The 17,113-nt window shown below is 64.7% G+C and carries 11 protein-coding genes and 2 pseudogenes; 4 read left to right on the top strand and 9 right to left on the bottom strand.

Features of this window, described 5'->3' with window-relative positions; all coding sequences use genetic code 11:
• Window positions 1-3: 3 nt before the first annotated feature.
• Window positions 4-1,746, bottom strand: coding sequence for a fumarate reductase (quinol) flavoprotein subunit (gene frdA, locus AB0H00_RS11625; protein ID WP_357264656.1), 1,743 nt, complete (start codon window positions 1,744-1,746; stop codon window positions 4-6).
• Window positions 1,747-1,768: 22 nt separating this feature from the next.
• Between frdA and AB0H00_RS11620 the strand changes: the two genes are divergently transcribed.
• Window positions 1,769-2,059 (top strand): hypothetical protein, encoded by a 291-nt coding sequence (locus AB0H00_RS11620; protein ID WP_357264653.1) that lies wholly within the window; start codon window positions 1,769-1,771, stop codon window positions 2,057-2,059.
• Window positions 2,060-2,154: 95 nt separating this feature from the next.
• On the opposite strand, the gene AB0H00_RS11615 is transcribed toward AB0H00_RS11620, so the two are convergent.
• Window positions 2,155-5,607: a protein kinase gene (locus AB0H00_RS11615; RefSeq protein ID WP_357264650.1), complete on the bottom strand. Its 3,453-nt coding sequence runs from the start codon at window positions 5,605-5,607 to the stop codon at window positions 2,155-2,157.
• 264 nt (window positions 5,608-5,871) lie between these two features.
• Here AB0H00_RS11615 and AB0H00_RS11610 point away from each other — a divergent pair.
• Window positions 5,872-6,153 (top strand): annotated as a pseudogene (locus tag AB0H00_RS11610) (hypothetical protein); the annotation flags it as partial.
• Window positions 6,154-6,269: 116 nt separating this feature from the next.
• On the opposite strand, the gene AB0H00_RS11605 reads toward AB0H00_RS11610, so the two are convergent.
• The 7 genes and pseudogenes from AB0H00_RS11605 to AB0H00_RS11575 form a co-directional block, all read right to left on the bottom strand.
• Window positions 6,270-9,467: a type 2 lanthipeptide synthetase LanM family protein gene (locus tag AB0H00_RS11605; protein WP_357264647.1), complete on the bottom strand. Its 3,198-nt coding sequence runs from the start codon at window positions 9,465-9,467 to the stop codon at window positions 6,270-6,272.
• A 980-nt stretch (window positions 9,468-10,447) separates the two neighbouring features.
• A complete protein-coding gene (locus AB0H00_RS11600; RefSeq protein ID WP_357264644.1) occupies window positions 10,448-11,839 on the bottom strand; it encodes an aldehyde dehydrogenase family protein in 1,392 nt (463 codons plus the stop codon).
• 317 nt (window positions 11,840-12,156) lie between these two features.
• Window positions 12,157-13,032: a universal stress protein gene (locus tag AB0H00_RS11595; protein ID WP_357264641.1), complete on the bottom strand. Its 876-nt coding sequence runs from the start codon at window positions 13,030-13,032 to the stop codon at window positions 12,157-12,159.
• Window positions 13,033-13,187: 155 nt separating this feature from the next.
• Window positions 13,188-13,412, bottom strand: coding sequence for a hypothetical protein (locus tag AB0H00_RS11590; RefSeq protein WP_357264638.1), 225 nt, complete (start codon window positions 13,410-13,412; stop codon window positions 13,188-13,190).
• A gap of 650 nt (window positions 13,413-14,062) precedes the next feature.
• Window positions 14,063-14,377, bottom strand: a complete 315-nt coding sequence (locus AB0H00_RS11585) for a recombinase family protein (RefSeq protein WP_357264636.1) — start codon at window positions 14,375-14,377, stop codon at window positions 14,063-14,065.
• Window positions 14,378-14,474: 97 nt separating this feature from the next.
• Window positions 14,475-14,642, bottom strand: a pseudogene (locus AB0H00_RS11580) (recombinase family protein); the annotation flags it as partial.
• A gap of 165 nt (window positions 14,643-14,807) precedes the next feature.
• Window positions 14,808-15,371, bottom strand: a complete 564-nt coding sequence (locus AB0H00_RS11575) for a TetR/AcrR family transcriptional regulator (RefSeq protein WP_357264633.1) — start codon at window positions 15,369-15,371, stop codon at window positions 14,808-14,810.
• 106 nt (window positions 15,372-15,477) lie between these two features.
• On the opposite strand from AB0H00_RS11575, the gene AB0H00_RS11570 reads away from it, so the two are divergent.
• Both AB0H00_RS11570 and AB0H00_RS11565 read left to right on the top strand, forming a co-directional pair.
• Complete coding sequence (locus AB0H00_RS11570) at window positions 15,478-16,383, top strand: SDR family NAD(P)-dependent oxidoreductase (protein ID WP_357264630.1); 906 nt, start codon at window positions 15,478-15,480, stop codon at window positions 16,381-16,383.
• A 34-nt stretch (window positions 16,384-16,417) separates the two neighbouring features.
• Complete coding sequence (locus AB0H00_RS11565; RefSeq protein WP_357264627.1) at window positions 16,418-17,083, top strand: epimerase; 666 nt, start codon at window positions 16,418-16,420, stop codon at window positions 17,081-17,083.
• Window positions 17,084-17,113 lie beyond the last annotated feature (30 nt).

The raw sequence follows: 17,113 nt of genomic DNA, 5'->3' as shown, positions 1-17,113 counted from the left end.
CCATCACCTCCCGTATACACGTTCGCCGGGAGGCCAGCGAGTGATCGTTACCGGGAGGTACGAGATGCGGCTCGAGCCGTCCGGCTGCTGATGGATCAGTGAGTGGGCCAGGAATCGCTGGTCGTTCCTGGCGGGAAAATCGGTCCGTTGGTGCGCGCCCCGGGATTCCTCCCGCGCCAGCGCGCAGGCGAGGATGCATTCGGCCACATCGAGCATGCACGACAGTTCCAGCGCCGCCACCAGTTCGGTGTTGAACGTCCGGCTGTGGTCATCGAGGCAAGCGCTGCCGAACCGATCGCGAAGCTCGCGCAAGTTGTCGGCCGCGCCGGCGAGGGAGTCGCCGTCCCGGTAGATCCCGGCACTGGTCTCCATCGTCTCCTGCATCTCGGCCCGGATGTGCGCGATGCGTTCGGGTCCCTCGGCGTGGCGCGTGAGGTCTCGTTCCAGCCGGTCCCGTTCGACACGACCCCGCGCCAGGACCGCCGAGCTCGGGCCGGCCGTGGCCGAGCTCGCGTACTCGGCGGCGGCGCGGCCGGCTCGTGCGCCGAAGACCAATAACTCGGGAAGGGAGTTCGATCCGAGCCGGTTGGCGCCGTTGATGCTGACGCAGGCGACTTCTCCGGCGGCGTAGAGACCCCCGAGTGGTGTTGCGCCATGGATGTCGGTATGGATGCCGCCCATCATGTAGTGGACGACGGGACGTACCGGAATCAGCTCCCGAACCGGGTCGATGTTCTGGTACTTCGAGCACAGCTCGCGCACGAACGGCAACTTCGTGTCGATGAGATCCGCGCCGAGGTGGCGTATGTCGAGGTGGACGACGGGTCCGTACGGTGTGCCGACGGTCCGGCCCCGGTCGAGTTCGTGCACGAAGGCCTGCGACAGTCGGTCGCGTGGCCCTAGTTCCATGCTTCGCATGACCGGCACCGGTGATGGCATCCCGAGGTCGTAATCCTGCAAGTAGCGGTAACCGTCCTTGTTGAGCAGCCAGCCGCCCTCCGCGCGCGCCGCCTCGGTGATCAAGATGCCGGTGAACGGAAGGCCGGTCGGGTGGTACTGGACGAACTCCATGTCCTCGAGCGGCGCACCGGCCCGGTAGGCCAACGCCATACCGTCACCGGTCTTGATATTGGCGTTCGTGGTGAATGGATACACTCGCCCACAGCCACCAGTGCAGACGATGACGGCGCTGGCGAGAATGGTTTCGACGCGTCCGGTGGCCAGTTCTATGGCCACGATGCCGCACACCTTGCCGTCGTCGACGAGCAACGTTGTGGCGAACCACTCGTCGTACCTGACGATGTCCTGATAGGACAGTGTGGTCTGGAACAGGGTATGCAGCAAGTGAAAACCGGTCTTGTCGGCTGCGAACCACGTGCGGTTGTTCGTCATGCCGCCAAACGCCCGCACCGCGATGTGTCCGTCCGGCCGGCGGCTCCATGGGCAGCCCCAGTGCTCCAGCTGGAGCAACTCCAGCGGTGCTTCCTCGACGAAGACCTCGACCGCATCTTGGTCACAGAGCCAATCGCTGCCGGAGACCGTGTCGTATGCGTGTTCTTCGAAGCTGTCGTCGCGCCCGGCGACTGCGGCGGCACCACCCTCGGCGGAGACGGTGTGGCTACGCATGGGATAGACCTTGGAAACGATCGCGATACTCAACCGCGGGTTGTGTTCCGCGACGGCGATGGCCGCACGCAGGCCCGCACCGCCCCCGCCAACGATCACAACGTGGTGAAAAGCGGTCATGGTGGCACCACCAAGGTGTCGTGTGTCAGACCTCGTGGTCGGCGCTGTGCTCGTCCATCAGGACCTTGCCGTCATGGCGGACGATTCTGATCCGAACGCTGCCGTCGTGGAATTCGTGCTGAATCCGGCGGCAGCCACAGTCGTAATGCAGATCGTCAATGATCAAGCCCACTTCGTCGTCTTCGCGGTGGCGAGCCCCGCCCCTCAGTTTTCCGCATGGGGCGCGTTCCCTGCTGAACTGCTCGGTGGCGCTGAGCACCTCCACCTCCCGGCGAACCGGTGGCACATCTCACTGACCGGTGTAAAAAAATAAGCGTACGCGCATTGCGGCGAGGCCGCAGGAGGCGTCTGGTGACCATGAGGACATCGTGGTCCCATTCGGGCCCCGGTGAGGCGACACCCGCTCGTTCATTCGGGATACCTCAGTTCGTCGGTCTCATCAATCTCGTTCAGGACCTGTCGCAGGAAAGGTCTCGGTGGCCGACCGGGCTCCTCCGGGGCATCGAGCAGGGTTTCCACCACCGGCGTGATCGCGGGTCCGCTGTCCACGACCACTCGGACCAGACCGAGTTCGGCACACCGAGAAAGTGCCGGTGCCAGGCAGTCGATCGCCGGATCGGTTCGCCCGGCGGCGCAAAGGCAACCGCCGTACAGCAATTGAGCCTGCAATAGCGCCCGTGGGCGAGGTTGTGTACAGATTTCGGCGACGATCCGTTCGGCGTCGGCGGCTGCGCGCTCGGCCGCGCCCGATGACTGTTGGGCGAGCAGGAGGCGAATGGCGGAGTCGTGGAGGAGCTCGGCGGTGACCGCGAGTGTGTGGTTTGGTTGCCGGTGATACACGGATAAGTGCTCGAGCGTGTGTCGGTCCTCATCGGTGATCGGAAGACCCAGTCGTACCCGCTCGTTCACAATGCGGGCGGTCAGCCGTGGCAGGGCGAGTTTATCTGCGACCATTTGGCCCTCGTCCAACCGTTGTCGTGCGGCATCGAGGTCGCCTCGCACTGCCGCCAGCCTGGCACCGGTTCCGTAGGCGGCGACCAGGAATTCCATGGCGCCGGCCTCGACTCCGGGACCGGGTGCCAGCAACTCGGCGGCTTCGGTGCATTGCCCTTTCTGGTAGAGCAATTCGCCGAGTAGGCCGCTGGCCAGCCTGGTCGCGTGGGACCGGCCGCCGGTATTCCGGGCGAGGGTGAGCGCGGAGCGGAAAATCGCCTCGGCTTCGGCGATGTCGAGCTGTTCGGCGGCGGCCTCGCCGGCGATGCAGGCGCCGTACACTACGCCTCCCGGGCCGTTGGCGCGGGTCCGGTAAGGCGTGGCCCATGCGTGCCAGTGGCGGGCACCGGCGAAGTCGAAACGATAGAATGCGGCCGCGGCCGCGGTGGTGGCCGCAACGTTGGCGAAGAACGGTCGAACCGGCTGCTGCAGCCGCGCCGCGGCGGCCTCCGGGAAATCCTTGAACCGATCCGTCACGAGGTGTTCTGCCGCTCGCGCCACATCGGCCTGGATGCGAAGGTCTGCGGTCGCGGGATCGTCCGGTGCGGCGGTTGCCAGCGCCGCGTCGACGCGATCCAGCGCGGTTCGGATGGCGGTGGGGCGCTGGAGCGAGATATTGGCCCAGGCGACCGACAGTTGCAGCCGTGGATCGGCCTCCGTGATCGCGGCAGGCAGTTTCGCCACGAGCCCTAGGAAGGTGGCCATGCGGGAATCTTCGATCAGCGAGTCGGCGTGTTCCTGCACCAGTTGTTTCGCCTGCTGGGCCGCGCCGGCCGCGAGTGCGTGGTCCACGGCTTCGGTGAGCATTTCGTGCCCGGCGAACCAGGTGGACGCGGTCAGGTGGAGCTGTTCGAGCAGGCCAGGATGCTGCCGGACCAGTTTGCGGCGCAAGAAGTCCGCGAAGAGTCCGTGATAACGGAACCATCGCAGTTCGTCGTCGACGCTGCGCAGGAACAGGTCTCGGCGCCGCACGTCCTCGAGCCGTTCCTGCCCGGACTGCACTCCGGTCAGCGTCTGAGCGAGATCTCCGCAGATAGTGTCGGTGACAGCGGTCCGAGTTACGAAGTCGAGCATCGTGGGTTCGAGCGCGCCGACGACGTTTTCCATCAAGTATTCGCCGATGGCGTAGTGCTGCCCCGAGATCTGGTCCAGGTAGACCCCGGGGTTCTCCTTGCCACGCAGCGACAGCGAGGCGAGTTGGAGCGCCGCCACCCAGCCCTCCGTCGACTCCCGCAGCCGGTCGATATCGGTGTCGGAAAGGTGCAGTCTCTTGACACCGACCAGGAAATCCGCCGCTTCCCGGGCATCGAAGCGCAGTGCGCTCTCGTCGATTTCCACCAGCTCGTCCTGAACACTCATACGCCCTAACGGCAGACCGGTGCGAGTGCGGCTGGTGACGATCAATCGCAGGTGATGGCACCCGTTGTCGAGCAGGAACTCCATTGCGCCGAGGGTTGCCGGACTGGTCACTTGGTGCCAGTCGTCGATCACGACGGCGACGGGCTCTCCGCTGTCGTGGATCTCGTTGATCAGGGCGGTCATCACCTGCCGCGCCGCGGGGGTGGAACGCTCCTCGAGAATCTGCGTCAGCTCGATCGCCAGCGCGGGACGAACCTGCCGAATCGCCTCCACCAAGTGGCTCAGGAACCACACCACATTGTTGTCGTCCTCCGCGATCGCTAACCAGGCGACGTGGACGCCGTCCGCGTCGAGGGTGTGCGCCCACTGCGCGGCCACCGTGCTCTTGCCGAAACCGGCCGGGCCATGAATGAGAACCAGCCGCCTGGATTGTCCTTCCTGGAGGGTCTCGAGCAATCGCGGACGGTCAACCAGCCGGCGCAGCGTCGTCGGCGGACGGTATCGGGTCTTCGGCGTCGGTTGCGGGTGCAACGCGGTCGCAGCAGTTGTCGTTGTCGGCGGGATCGCTTGGCCGCCGACGGCGGACATGGTTTCCGCCGATCCGTCGTGCGTCGGGGCGGCCATCGTGTCCACCGGCAGCCCGCAGGAGAACTGCACGGTGCGCAACCGGTCGCCGAAATCCTGGGCGGTAGCCGGCCGGTCGACGGGGTCGGTGGCCATCGCGGCTTCGAGGACGGTGCACACCATCGCCGGTACACCGGCGGATCGCAGGTCGGGGACGGGTTCTGCCGTGATGCGCAAGAACTGCGCCACCATCGACTCACCCGCTTGGCGCTCGAACGCGGCGTGGCCGGTGAGAACCGCGAACAGCGTGGCGCCCAGACCGTAGATATCCGAGGAAACCGTGGGAGGTTCGCCGCGTAGCACCTCCGGAGCCATGTAGGCCGGGGTCCCCGCGGCGAAGCCTGTCGCTGTCTCGAATGCGCCGCCGACGCGCGCGATACCGAAGTCCGCCAGCTGCGGTTCACCGTAGTCGGTGATCAGGACATTGGCGGGATTGACATCGCGGTGGATGACGCCGCAGGCGTGCGCGGTCGCCAGCGCGCCGGCCAGCTTCACTCCCACAGACAGCACCTCCTGCCAGGGCAATGGCCCGTCGGCGCGAATCCGTGCTGCGAGTGAACCTCGGGCGTGGAGGGGCATCACGATGAACGGCCGCCCGGTCGCGGTGATATCGGTCGTCAGCACCTGCACGATGTTCGGGTGGGTCGAGAACTTCCCCAACGCACGTTGTTCGCGCAGGAAGCGGGTCCGGTCCTGGTCCTCGACCGTGGAGTCGAGAACCTTGACCGCTACGGGACGATCCAGTGAGGCCTCGGTGCACCGGTACACGATGCCGAATGCGCCGCGGCCGATCTCCTGGGCGTCGGCGAACCCGGCCGCAGCCAGTTCCGCTGCGACGCCGAATGTCAGGTCGCGTTGCGTCCCCTGGGCATTGCCCTCGGACACCGACCACTCACCCGATCACTCGCGCGAACTTCCTGGAAAATTCGCGCGTCTGCTCCGATATGCCACCCCAACCGCACCATGAGCGACTCATGTACTCACCTCTTGAGGCGAAACCACTTGGCTCCGACAAGTCGATCATAAGCCGCGGCGACGAGAAAGCCGCGGCGACGGGATCGGAACTCATGATTTGCTCCGCATGGCGTCGCTGAGCCAGTGGTGGACCAGCAGGTCCGGACGGGGAATCGCCGGATCTGGTCAGTCTGTATGGAGCACGCTTTCGGAGGGGATAACGCCGAACCCGCCGGCCGGTTGGTGGCCGCGACGATCAGCTACAACGTGCTGGAGGCGATCATCGCTCGCACCGAGGGCACCCTGGTGTCCTCGACAGCGTTGATCGGTTTCGGTGTGGACTCGATGATCGAGGTGTCCTCCGCAGTGGCGACGGCGGCGTGGCAGTTCGCTGGCCGCGATCGCCAAGCTCGGGAGAAGATTGCCCTGCGGATTATCGCGTTCTCCTTCGTCGCCCTCGCCGCGTACATAACCATGGCCGTGTGGGCGCTCGGCTCTACCTCGTATTCCGTGCACTGGGGTGCGGGTGGCGCAGCTCCGGAACCCGGCGGCTGCCTACACACCGCATTCGGCGAATCCGGGCCGCACACCGCCTATCCCGGCAGGTGCGGCCCTCCGGTGAGTGACGCGGGTCCACCCGGTAACGCGCACACACGAAGTGCGCCGAAGCCGATGCCGGCCAGCCCGGTATATAGCCCTGGCACCTCGAGATCGCGATAGAGGCCGCAACGCCACCCGCGGTGAGTGATGGCATCGACGACCGTGGCGGCGTGCCGTCGAAGGCGGGTCCACAATTGGTCATCCGCCCGCTCAGTGGCCACGGCGACGGCCAGCTCCAAGCTGCCGAAATCGCCATGGCACAGGGAGTGCCCATTTCCGAAGCCGCCACGCAGTGTCGTTTCCAGCGCCGCATCCAAATCCGCACGAATTTGCTCACTGTCGTAGTGCCGCAGAATGTGGAGTCGAGTGAGACCGATGCCCGCGGCGCCGTGGCACCAGGCAATGGAATTGCCCTCGGTTGCCGTCCAATCACCATGCTTCTCGACCGCAAGCCCGTCGGAACCGGAAAGCTCACGTATGTCGCGCCAATTGTTTCGCTCCACGTCGAACAGCTCTCGTTCGTAGTCCACGGCCCGTAGCGCGGCTTCGATATAGCGTTCGTCGCCAAGCACTTCCGTCGCGCGGACGAGCGCCGACGCGATACCGGAGGCGCCGTGCCCGTAGCCGGCGAGAGGTCGCCGAATGATCCCGAGCTCTTGCATCCGCCGGGGCAGCCACGCTGCGTGGCTCGCCGTGGCGCCCTGCGCTGCCAGCAGTCGGTCGGCCGCGATCCGTACGATGGCGCTGATCCCATCGCCACGCCCGGTCCGCGCCAACGCGGCCACACCGAGGAGCGCTCCAGCGGTGCCGTCCATTACCGCGAATTCCTCGTCACGATCGATCAAGCGCGGCATCGTGGCCGCGAGTTTTCGTGCAGCCGAAATCAGTCCATCGTCCGCCCACAGCGTGCCTAGCTCCGACAGCGCGTAGACCGCTCCGCCGATACCGAGCAGCCCCAATTCGCCACCGCCATGCGTGAGTTGACCGCGCTCGATCTGCCGTAGTGCCGAGGTGACTGCCCGTCGCGCGCGGTCCCGGTGCGCGGTTTCCCCGCTGATCTCGGCGTAGTGGGCAAGGAATAGCGCGATCCCGAGACCGCCGGCATAGAAATCGGGCCCGGCCACGCCGACCTGCCAGTTCGACCCAGCGCTGGTGTGCACTCCGAGCCATACCGCGCCTTGCGAGTCTTCTACTGCCAGTTCGGCAAGCCGTTCGGCCACAGCCTGCGCCACCGAGAGCAGTGGTCCGACGTCAACCGGCACTGTCGATGGTTCATGGGCGTCCCTGGCGAGTACGACCGGTTGGTCCCATCGCACACCATTGGTCAGCAGGCAGGCACGAATGAGCCAAATCTGCCGCGCGAGATCGTCGTCATCGAGGCGGTCGAGTAGTTCGTTGACCATCTGCCAACCGGAAGTCACGCCGGTCTCGAGGACGACCGCACCTCGGTCGTCCACGACAGTGGTGCTCTCGGCCCGTGCGGCGAATGCAGGAATATCCCCACGCCACAACGCGTACCGTTCACCCTCGGTCGCTGTGGCCAGACCGGGCTTGGTGGCGACCTCTCGCCATAGCAGGTCGAAATGTTGTTCCAAGTCCCACCGGTTTCGTAACAACTGCGGGTGAAACGACATCCCGAGAATCATCCCGTAGGTGCTGGTGTCACGGAGAAGCACGCGTACTTCGTCATCGCGGAACGCCGCGAGCGGACCGTCCGGTGCCGTCAATTCGACGCGATGACGGCGCAGGACGTTGTACACCTCGCTGAACCCGTCTACCACTGGGTCCGCATAGTCCCGCAATCGCACCGTGCCGACTGCCCGATTCGGCTGGTTGTGGCTACGCGGCACAGCCGCTTTCTGCAGTCGAATGCGCATCAGGTCGGTGCCGGCGGACTCGATGTGCGGAATTCGTACCGAGCTCAACGCCGATCCGTCGTTGATGCTCATACCGGAGAGTTCGGCCCATCCGGACTTGCCCGAAGGCAACAGTCCCGCATGGATGACCGAGCTGGCGACGAGATCGGCCGCGGCGGCCTCCGCTGTCGACTGGTCGGCGCGGCGCAGCACCTCGAGGCGTGGTTGAAGAAGGGTTTCCAGGTCGACAAGCACCGGTTGGTCGCCAGCGGCGATCAGGTTTTCGGCGCTGATGTCGTTGGCGTGCATCACGTACAGCACCGCCAGTAGGGCGCCTTGCCTTCGGTAGAAGGTGTGCAGCTCGCGTTCACTTGTACACGCTCGCGACTCGATGAACTCCATCCAGCCGTACGCACCGCGGTCGAGGCACCGGACAGTTCGAAGTCCGAGTCCGTCGACACGGTCGTTGATCCACATCACCAGATCCTGGAAGTGTGCGTCGACCCCGAACGGCCGCGGCTTGTACACAACCTTCCAGCCAGAAGTGAACTCGATCAGCGCGACGGATCGGGAACCCCGGTGTGGATCACCGAGCCCCGCCCTGAGGGCGACCAAGGGACCATTATCGGGCGCTGCCCCGAACCTTTCGAGTAGTTCAGGCAGATCTGTCACGAGTCTTTCCAGAAACTCTTCTGCGTATTCTTGCCATAGTTCAGTGACGACAATGAGCCGATTCGCCAACAGCGGATAATTACTGTAGAGGGCTCGTCGCCGATCAGGTTCGGCAAAACGCTCTATAAAGCATTCGAATCGCTGGGCCGCGGTAGTTCCCGTCAGGATGTTTGCCGCACGATCCGCAGCCAATTCTGACACCATACTGCGGTGCAGCATGGTGTCCAATGTTGCGGAGAGTCCACCCCGCACCAGCTCGGTAACCAGCAGGTCTGGGTCGCCGAACAGTCGCACAATATTCTCGTCGGCGTCGGTCAACAGGGCATGCAGTCGCGCGCAAAGTTTATGGAACACTCCTTCTACCAGGTTGCCCGTCGCTACCAGAAACGGTCTCTCCGCATCAATTCGCGCGGGGCTCGCGCAGCACAAGGTATCAATCGACTCAGCGGTGTCGTGCTCCGGACCCGGGTTTGCGAGCAGGGTCAGTAAGTGGTCCTCGTCCAGCCCGCCTGTCGCGAGCCGAAGCCGCCACAGCTCATCACCGTGCAGCACGGCGCCGGGTATAGCGGTGCCGTTCGAGCTGTCCGCCTCGAACGGCACCGCATTGCGCCAGCGCGCCAATCGGGCAGCAGCCTGCTCTGGCCCGATGCGGTCAAATGTCACGGCGAGCCAGCACCGATGCCATCACGAACAGCATGTCGGGAAGGAACTGAAGGCGGTATTTATTGATGCCAGGTATGCATCTTGCATATCCTGCAGTCGGATGAATTCCGCCACCTCTTCGTTGAGATTTCCAGCGACCTCGAACTCGGTTCGAGAGATCTCTTCTACTGCCATGGATACCATGTTCGTCAATCTCCACTTCGTTTGACTTGCATAAGATGCTGACCCATTACTGAATCAGCTCAGAATATGACCGGGTATTCTTCCGACGTTATAGCGACCGTCGATTCGTTTAATTCAGGGCAAATACGAGTCGAAAGCTCAGCCTCCTTTGCGACGACACATCACATGTTTCGTGGCCAAAAAGTCTTGTTCCGCTAGCGTTTGCTGGGCGAATGCATCAGCCCGCCCAGCGCTGTCCGTCTCCCTCGGGTGCGCCGCATATCGACGATGAAACCTCGATTCCAGCCACGCGCACCCTCAATGATACGATCACCGCGACCCGACGGTTCGCCACGGCTGGGGACATCTGCGCGATGTGGTCGTCGGTCTGGTCGTGAGTTGGTCTGCCCTCGAGCAAGTTTCAGCACGGAGTCATCTCTGGTGCCAAACCGACCAATCGGTCTCCGCTCCGAAAGCATTGGGTGAGTAGCTCATCGGCTCGATAGTTCATGTCGCCTCCTGGCCACAGTGTGGATCGCACCGAACAACTCGGTTTCGTCGCCCGCGAGCGAGGGGAGGGCAAGGACCGCCGCGTCGTCCGCCTGATGCCGACAGGCGCGGCCTGACCCCGCTTTTCTGGGAACATGTCCTCTCGTATGGGGAGGTCAGGCTGAACACGACCAACCGGCTCACCCTCAGCGGCGGCTGATCAGCCCGGTCCACCGCCCGCTCGATGTCGCCCGAGGAGCGCGGCGCGGTGCGGGCCACGATCTGGACCAGCACCAAAGCCGTTGTCGCACCGAATGACCTGATGTGGATCAGAGGGCGCGGCAGACGGTTTTCGTGACAAGGTATTCGCTGATTCCGACAGGCCCGAGTTCACGGCCATTGCCGGAGAGTTTTACCCCACCCCAGGGGATGTGGGGCATGAAGTATCCGAAGCAGTTCACCCAGACGGTGCCTACTCGGACCGAGTCGGTGAACCGGTTAGCGGTGCCGGTGTTGGTGGTCCATACCGAGGCTGACAGTCCGTAACTGGAGTTATTGGCGATGGCGATGGCCTCGTCGAGATCGCGGAACGGGTAGATGCACACCACCGGGCCGAAAACCTCATCGTGGGAGATCTTGGCCTGGGTGCTCACATTGGTCAGGACAGTAGGCTGATAGTGCAAGGGGCCGGGTAGGCCAAGCGCCGCACCAGTTTCGGCGTGGGCGCCGTCAGTGAGTGCGTCTTGAACCATCGAGTCGATTGCCTTCAGGTGCGCCTGGTCGATTTGCGGCCCTTGCTCGGTGGCATCGTCGAACTGGTCACCGAGCTGACGCCGCTGGGCGTGGGCGGTGAGACTGCTCACGAAGTCGTCGTAGATGTCTCGGTGGACGAGCAGTCTGCTGGCGGCACAACAGTTTTGCCCGGCCTGGCCGAACGCACCGTCTGCCGTCGCAGCCAGTGCCCGGTCCAGGTCCGCGTCCGGGAAGACTGCGTTCGCACCCTTGCCACCTAGTTCGGTGACAATCGGCGGGATACGCCACGCCGACTCGCGGGTGATGGCGCGGGCGGTGGCGGTACTGCCGGTAAAGCTGATCATGTCGATCCCCGGATCGGACACCAGCGCGGTTCCTGCCACCTGGCCGATCCCCGTGACGATGTTGACCACGCCCGGCGGGAAGCCCGCCTCGGCTATCCGGGCGGCCAGCGCATGCAGCGATAACGGTGCTCGCTCGGGTGCTTTGACCACGACCGTGCATCCGGCGGCCAGTGCGGGGGCGAGTTTCCATGCGGCACAAGCGAAAGGGAAGTTCCACGCGACAATGACGGCGCACACGCCGACCGGCTCGCGGCGCAGGGGCACCTGCACACCATCAGGTGCGGGCAGTGCCTCGTCCACGGCACGGGTAGCCAGATCAGCGTAATAACGGTAAGTCTGGGCGGCGTTGCCGATGTCCCAGCTCTGGACACCAGCGAAGAGCTTGCCGGTGTCGAGTGATTCCAGCAACGCCAGTTCTGCTTGGTCGCGCTCAATGAACCCTGCCAGCCGGATAAGGCACGCCCCCCGTTCGGCCGGTGTCATTCTGGGCCAGGGCCCCTCGTCGAACGCCCGCCGGGCCGCCCCGACCGCACGGTGCACGTCCGCCTGCTGCGCTGCTGGCAGCCGTGCAAGCGCCCGACCGGTGCCTGGATCGGTAATCTCGAGCGTGGCAATGGCTTCCACGTCAGTATGGACGCCACCGACAAAGGGGCGGACATCAACTAACGGAAGAACCTCGTCTATCGCAAGGGTCCGCCGCTGGGCGGCACCGGCTGGAATACGCATCTTGTCCTGTCTTACCGACGGCTACGGAAACGGCCGATCGCTAACAAGCGGTAGGCACGGTATCCGTGCCCAGGTACCGGAATCGGGGAACACGGCGGCCGTCAATGTCCACTTCCTCGGTGAGGTTGCTCGACTGTCTCCCGATCCTTTTCGCCGAACCATGGCTTTGATCCCGATACTGGTTCCCCTGTCAGTCCGTTGTTGATGGGTTCCCGCTACTTGGAGCGGACGACGATCATCGGAATTTCAGCGGAATGCAGCAGGGCGTTGCTGGTGGAGCCGAGGACCATGCTGGCGAAGCCGCCGCGGCCGTGGCTGCCGACGACGACGAGTTGGGCGTTCGCGGATTCCTCGAGCAGCGAGCGTACAGGCCGATCGACGACGACGATGCGGTGGACTGGGACATCGGGGTATTTGGCGTTGTAGCCCGCCAAGCTTTCGGCTAGCACGACTTGCTCTTGGCGATGTAAGTCGGCCCAGTCCCCGATCGGCAGATCCAGGCCTGTTACGTCGCTCCAGGCGTGCAGGGCAACGACGCCGACGCCGCGCAGGGAGGCTTCCTCGAATGCCAGATCGATGGCTGGCACACTGTTGTCGGTGCCGTCGACGCCGACGAGGACGGGCCGGCTCGCGGAGGCAGCGTCGATCGCGGACGTGCCGTGGATCACCGCGACCGGGCACCGGGCATGCTGAGAGGTGGCGGTGCTGACCGAACCGAGTAACCCACGTCGGAATGCGCCCATGCCGCGGCTGCCGACGACCAGCATTCTGGTGTGCTTGGAGCGTTCGATAAGCGTGGGCGTGATCGACTCGAACGTCACCTCGGTGGTGATGGTCGGCTCGGCCCCGAGCCCGGCCGTGCGCACCACACGTGTTGCCTCGGCCAGGATCCGGTCGCCATCGCTGCGCAGCCTTTCCAGATCCGCCTCCGCAAGCGACATTCCCGGACCGAAGCCGGTCGGGATTGCCACCGAGGTGAGGATGTGCAATGGGCTGTGATGCAGTGCGGCTTCCACGGCAGCCCAGGCGACGGCCTGGAAAGAGCTGGTGGAGCCGTCCACGGCTGCGAGAATCGGGGGGTTGCCTACCATCCGATTTCCTTTCGATCCCGAGGTCACTACCCGGCTCACATCGAGGTACCCGGATTCGGTTGTGCGACACCGGAATGCTGCCATATGAGCAGCGCCCGCACCGTGGGGCCAGGCGCACCGGTGCGCGGCTTTTCCGAGGGATGCGCACGCACTTGCTACGCATATGGCTCGACGTGAAGGATGTAATCGAGGTGTGTGAGTTGTTCGGCTACTTCCGGCGACGTGGAAATGACCAGTCGATTCGCGCCGCCGTCCTGAACGACGTGGGCGTCGGCAGTTTCCAGCCAGTCGAAGAACTTCACCCGAATCGCCTCCGGAGTGGTGCTACCGTTGCGTCCTGCGTCCAGTAGGAGGACGTATTGACGATGTTGCGCTGACATGCGGCTCTCCTTCGATCTGTTGAAACAGTGCGATCAGTGCCGAAGAATCCACGCCCGAACCGGCAAAAGACGAGTAATAGGGAACCACGGGGCGGAGAGCCGCGTCGAACGCGCACTCACCGAGATCGGATGCGGAGCGCAGACGGGAAGTTCCTATCCGACTGTTCCACAATTACTTTCGTGGACAATTTCCACGCTGCACCCGGGCTCCGACAAGGAGCTGGAGCAGTCCGGCGAATGGCGGTCCACAGCAGCGGTAGCGAGCGGCTGGCGGTTTTCGCCCCCCCTCCTGCGCGCGGTTCGTGTTCACCGTGCGGGCGGCGATCTCCTTCGCACGTTCCGTGCGCGCGCCACGATCTTTCGTGAAGTGCTTGACGTGGTCGGTATTGTCTGTCTTCCATTTTGTCCATTCTTTCGGCATGTCACGCCTCCTGAATGGCGTCTACCCTCATGGCGGCCTACCAATCCGCGGCACGACCGCGCCAGGGTCTGCGATATGGCCCGACGTTCCGGATCAGTTCGCAGAAAATGCCGAAGCGTCACGATTAAGAGTGGTTGACAGGACGTGGTCAAGACGGTTTGCGCCTGCGGCGGGGCCGGGCAAATCGGAGAGTTCGCCGAAAATCGGGCGGATATGGCGTAGCTGCTGGTTATAGGTGGTTGCGGTCGAGGTGGCGGTAGATGGTTTTGCGGGAGACGCCGAAGGTTTCGGCGATCTGGGCGACGGTGTAGCGGCGTTTGCCGTGTTCGTCGGTCTCGTCGTACATCTGGCGTGCCTCGAGCGCCTGTAGTTCGGTCAGCGCTGGCGGGCGGCCGCCGATACGGCCGCGGGCTCGGGCGGATTCGAGTCCTTCGAGGGTGCCTTCGCTGATGAGGTCGGCGGTCATCTCGTCCATGGCGGCGATGACGTGGAACAGGAACCTTCCGGCCGGGGTGGTGGTGTCGATGCCTTGTTTGAGAACCACCAGATCGATTCCTCGCTCGTCGAGTTGGGCGGCGAGTGTCGGTCATGTGCCGCACGGACCGGAACGGGCGTGAGAGCCGGGTGATCACCAGCTCGTCGCCGCGGCGTAGGTGGTCGAAGCATTTGTCCCATTCGGGGCGCCGGGCGAGCTTTCCGGAGGCTTTGTCGACCCAGATCCGTTCGCACCCGGCAGCGGTGAGTGCGTCGATCTGGGAGTCGTCTTTTTGTCCGCGCGTGGAGACTGGCGCGTATCCGAACCGAGCCATGCCGGAACTGTCCCACAAAGGGCTGACACGTCCGTTTTAGTCCCGTAGATTTCGCACGCGGGTTCTGACTCGATTTCCCGGTTCCGGCGAGCTGGGGGTTCGTGGACCCGATGTCAGGCGTCGGATCTGGGACAGAAACGTTCGTTATCGACCCACCCCTGGCCATCACGTCGGGGGCCGGATCCCGTCGAGGATGAGGGCGGTGACACGATCGGCGACATCGGGGGTGTGGGTTTGGGTGGCCTGGCAGGCCACGATGATGGCCTTGGCTTCTCGTACGGTCAGGTCGGCGCGGACGGTACCGGCGTGTTTCGCGGCGGTGAGGAGTTCGCCGAGTAGACCCATGAACCGGGCTTCGATATCGGGGACGACGGTGTCGATGTCGATCCCGTCGCCGGCGATTGCCTGGGACAATCCCTGATCGGCAGCGCCCCAGTGCAACGCCATCGCGCGGATGAACTCCGGCAGCGCCTGCCCCGGATCGCCCTCGTCGAGCAGTGCGCGCCCCGCGGCGACGATCTGGGTCAGTCGATGATCGATAACGGCGGCGAACAGGGCGTTCTTCGTGGGGAAGTGCCGGTAGACGGTGCCCGCACCGACTCCGGCGCGGCGCGCGATCTCATCGATGGGGATCGACAATCCCTCGGCGGCGAAGCTCTGGTAGGCGGTCTCGAGGACTGCTTCCCGGTTGCGTATCGCGTCCGCACGCAGCGGTTTGGGCTTGGTCACGTGGATCATCTCCCGCACGCCTGGCAAACGGGGCGCACGTTCCGTATAGTTGAAATACAAGCGGAGTGGTCATTCCGCTTGTCCCATACTACCCAGGAGGAATCCCATGGCGAAGTGGACTACCACCGACATCCCCGACCAGTCCGGACGTACCGCCGTCGTCACCGGCGCGAATTCCGGGCTGGGATTCGAAACGGCCACCGCACTGGCCGCCAAAGGCGCACACGTTGTGCTGGCCGTGCGCAACCTGGACAAAGGCAAGGCCGCCGCGGACCGGATCACCGCCGCAACGCCCGATGCCCGCGTGGAGTTGCAGCACCTCGATCTGGGATCGCTGGACGGGGTGCGGGCGGCGGCCGCCGAGATCAAGGCCGGCCATCCGCGTATCGATCTGCTGATCAACAACGCCGGGGTGATGTATCCGCCCAAACAGACCACCACCGACGGATTCGAGTTGCAGTTCGGCACCAACCACCTCGGGCACTTCGCCCTGACCGGCCTGCTACTCGACACGCTGCTGCCCGTGCCCGGCTCGCGCGTAGTCACGGTCAGCAGTTTCGGGCACCGTATCCGCGCGGCGATCCACTTCGATGACCTGAACTTCGCTCACGGCTACAGCCGCCTTGCCGCATACGGTCAATCCAAGCTGGCCAACCTGCTGTTCACCTACGAACTCCAGCGCCGTCTGGCCGGCGCCGACCAGGCCACGATCGCCGTCGCCGCCCACCCCGGCGGATCGAACACCGAACTGGGCCGACACCTGCCCGCGGTGATCGAGGGCCCCGCCATGAAGCTGTTCTCCCAATCCGCGGCGATGGGCGCGTTGCCGACCCTGCGCGCGGCGACCGACCCCGGTGTGACGGGCGGGCAGTACTACGGCCCCGACGGTCTCGGGGGCCTGCGCGGCCACCCGAAGCCGGTTTCGTCGAGCAAGCAGTCCCACGACCCCGATTTGGCGCGACGGTTGTGGCAGGTCTCCGAAGACCTGACCGGCGTCAGCTACTTCGACTGACCGATTCGCCGGCACACCACAGAACAGGAACCCGATGCGCGTCATTGTCTTCGGCGCCACCGGCATGGTCGGCCAAGGCGTACTGCAAGCCTGCCTTCTCGACGACACGGTCACCGACGTGTTGGTGATCGGCCGCTCCGCCACCGGCCGCACCCACCCGAAGCTGCGCGAGATCCACCACGACGACTTCACCGAATTCACCCCGATCCAGGCCGAACTCCCCGGCTATGACGCCTGCTTGTTCTGCCTGGGCACCTCCGCGGTCGGCATGAGCGAAACCGACTACCGAACCATCACCTACGACTACACCCTCGCCGCGGCCCGTGCGCTGCTGGACGCCAACCCCGACCTGGTGTTCTGCTACGTCTCCGGCGCCGGAACCGACAGCACCGCCACATCGCGCATGATGTGGGCGCGGGTGAAGGGCGAGACCGAGAACGCACTGCTCGCCCTGTCCGAACGCGCCTATATGTTCCGGCCCGCGTTCATCGTGCCCCTGCCCGGAACCCGGGCCAAGACCAAGGCCTATGTCGCGTTGTATCGGGTGGCGACGCCGCTGTACCCGCTGTTGCGGCGGATCATCCCCGGCCATGTCACGACCAGCCTGCGCTTGGGGCAGGCCATGCTCGCCGTCACCCGCGACGAGGCCCGGGAACGAGTCCTGGACACCGCCGCCATCAACGCCGCCGCCGGTTCCTGATGTGCGCCGTCGTGACCGGTCGCGTTCGAC

Origin of the sequence: Nocardia sp. NPDC023852, assembly GCF_040639505.1 — a bacterium.
Taxonomy (GTDB): Bacteria; Actinomycetota; Actinomycetes; order Mycobacteriales; family Mycobacteriaceae; genus Nocardia.
The sequence above is the reverse complement of the archived record's forward strand: the minus strand, read 5'-3'. Positions and strand labels throughout refer to the sequence as shown.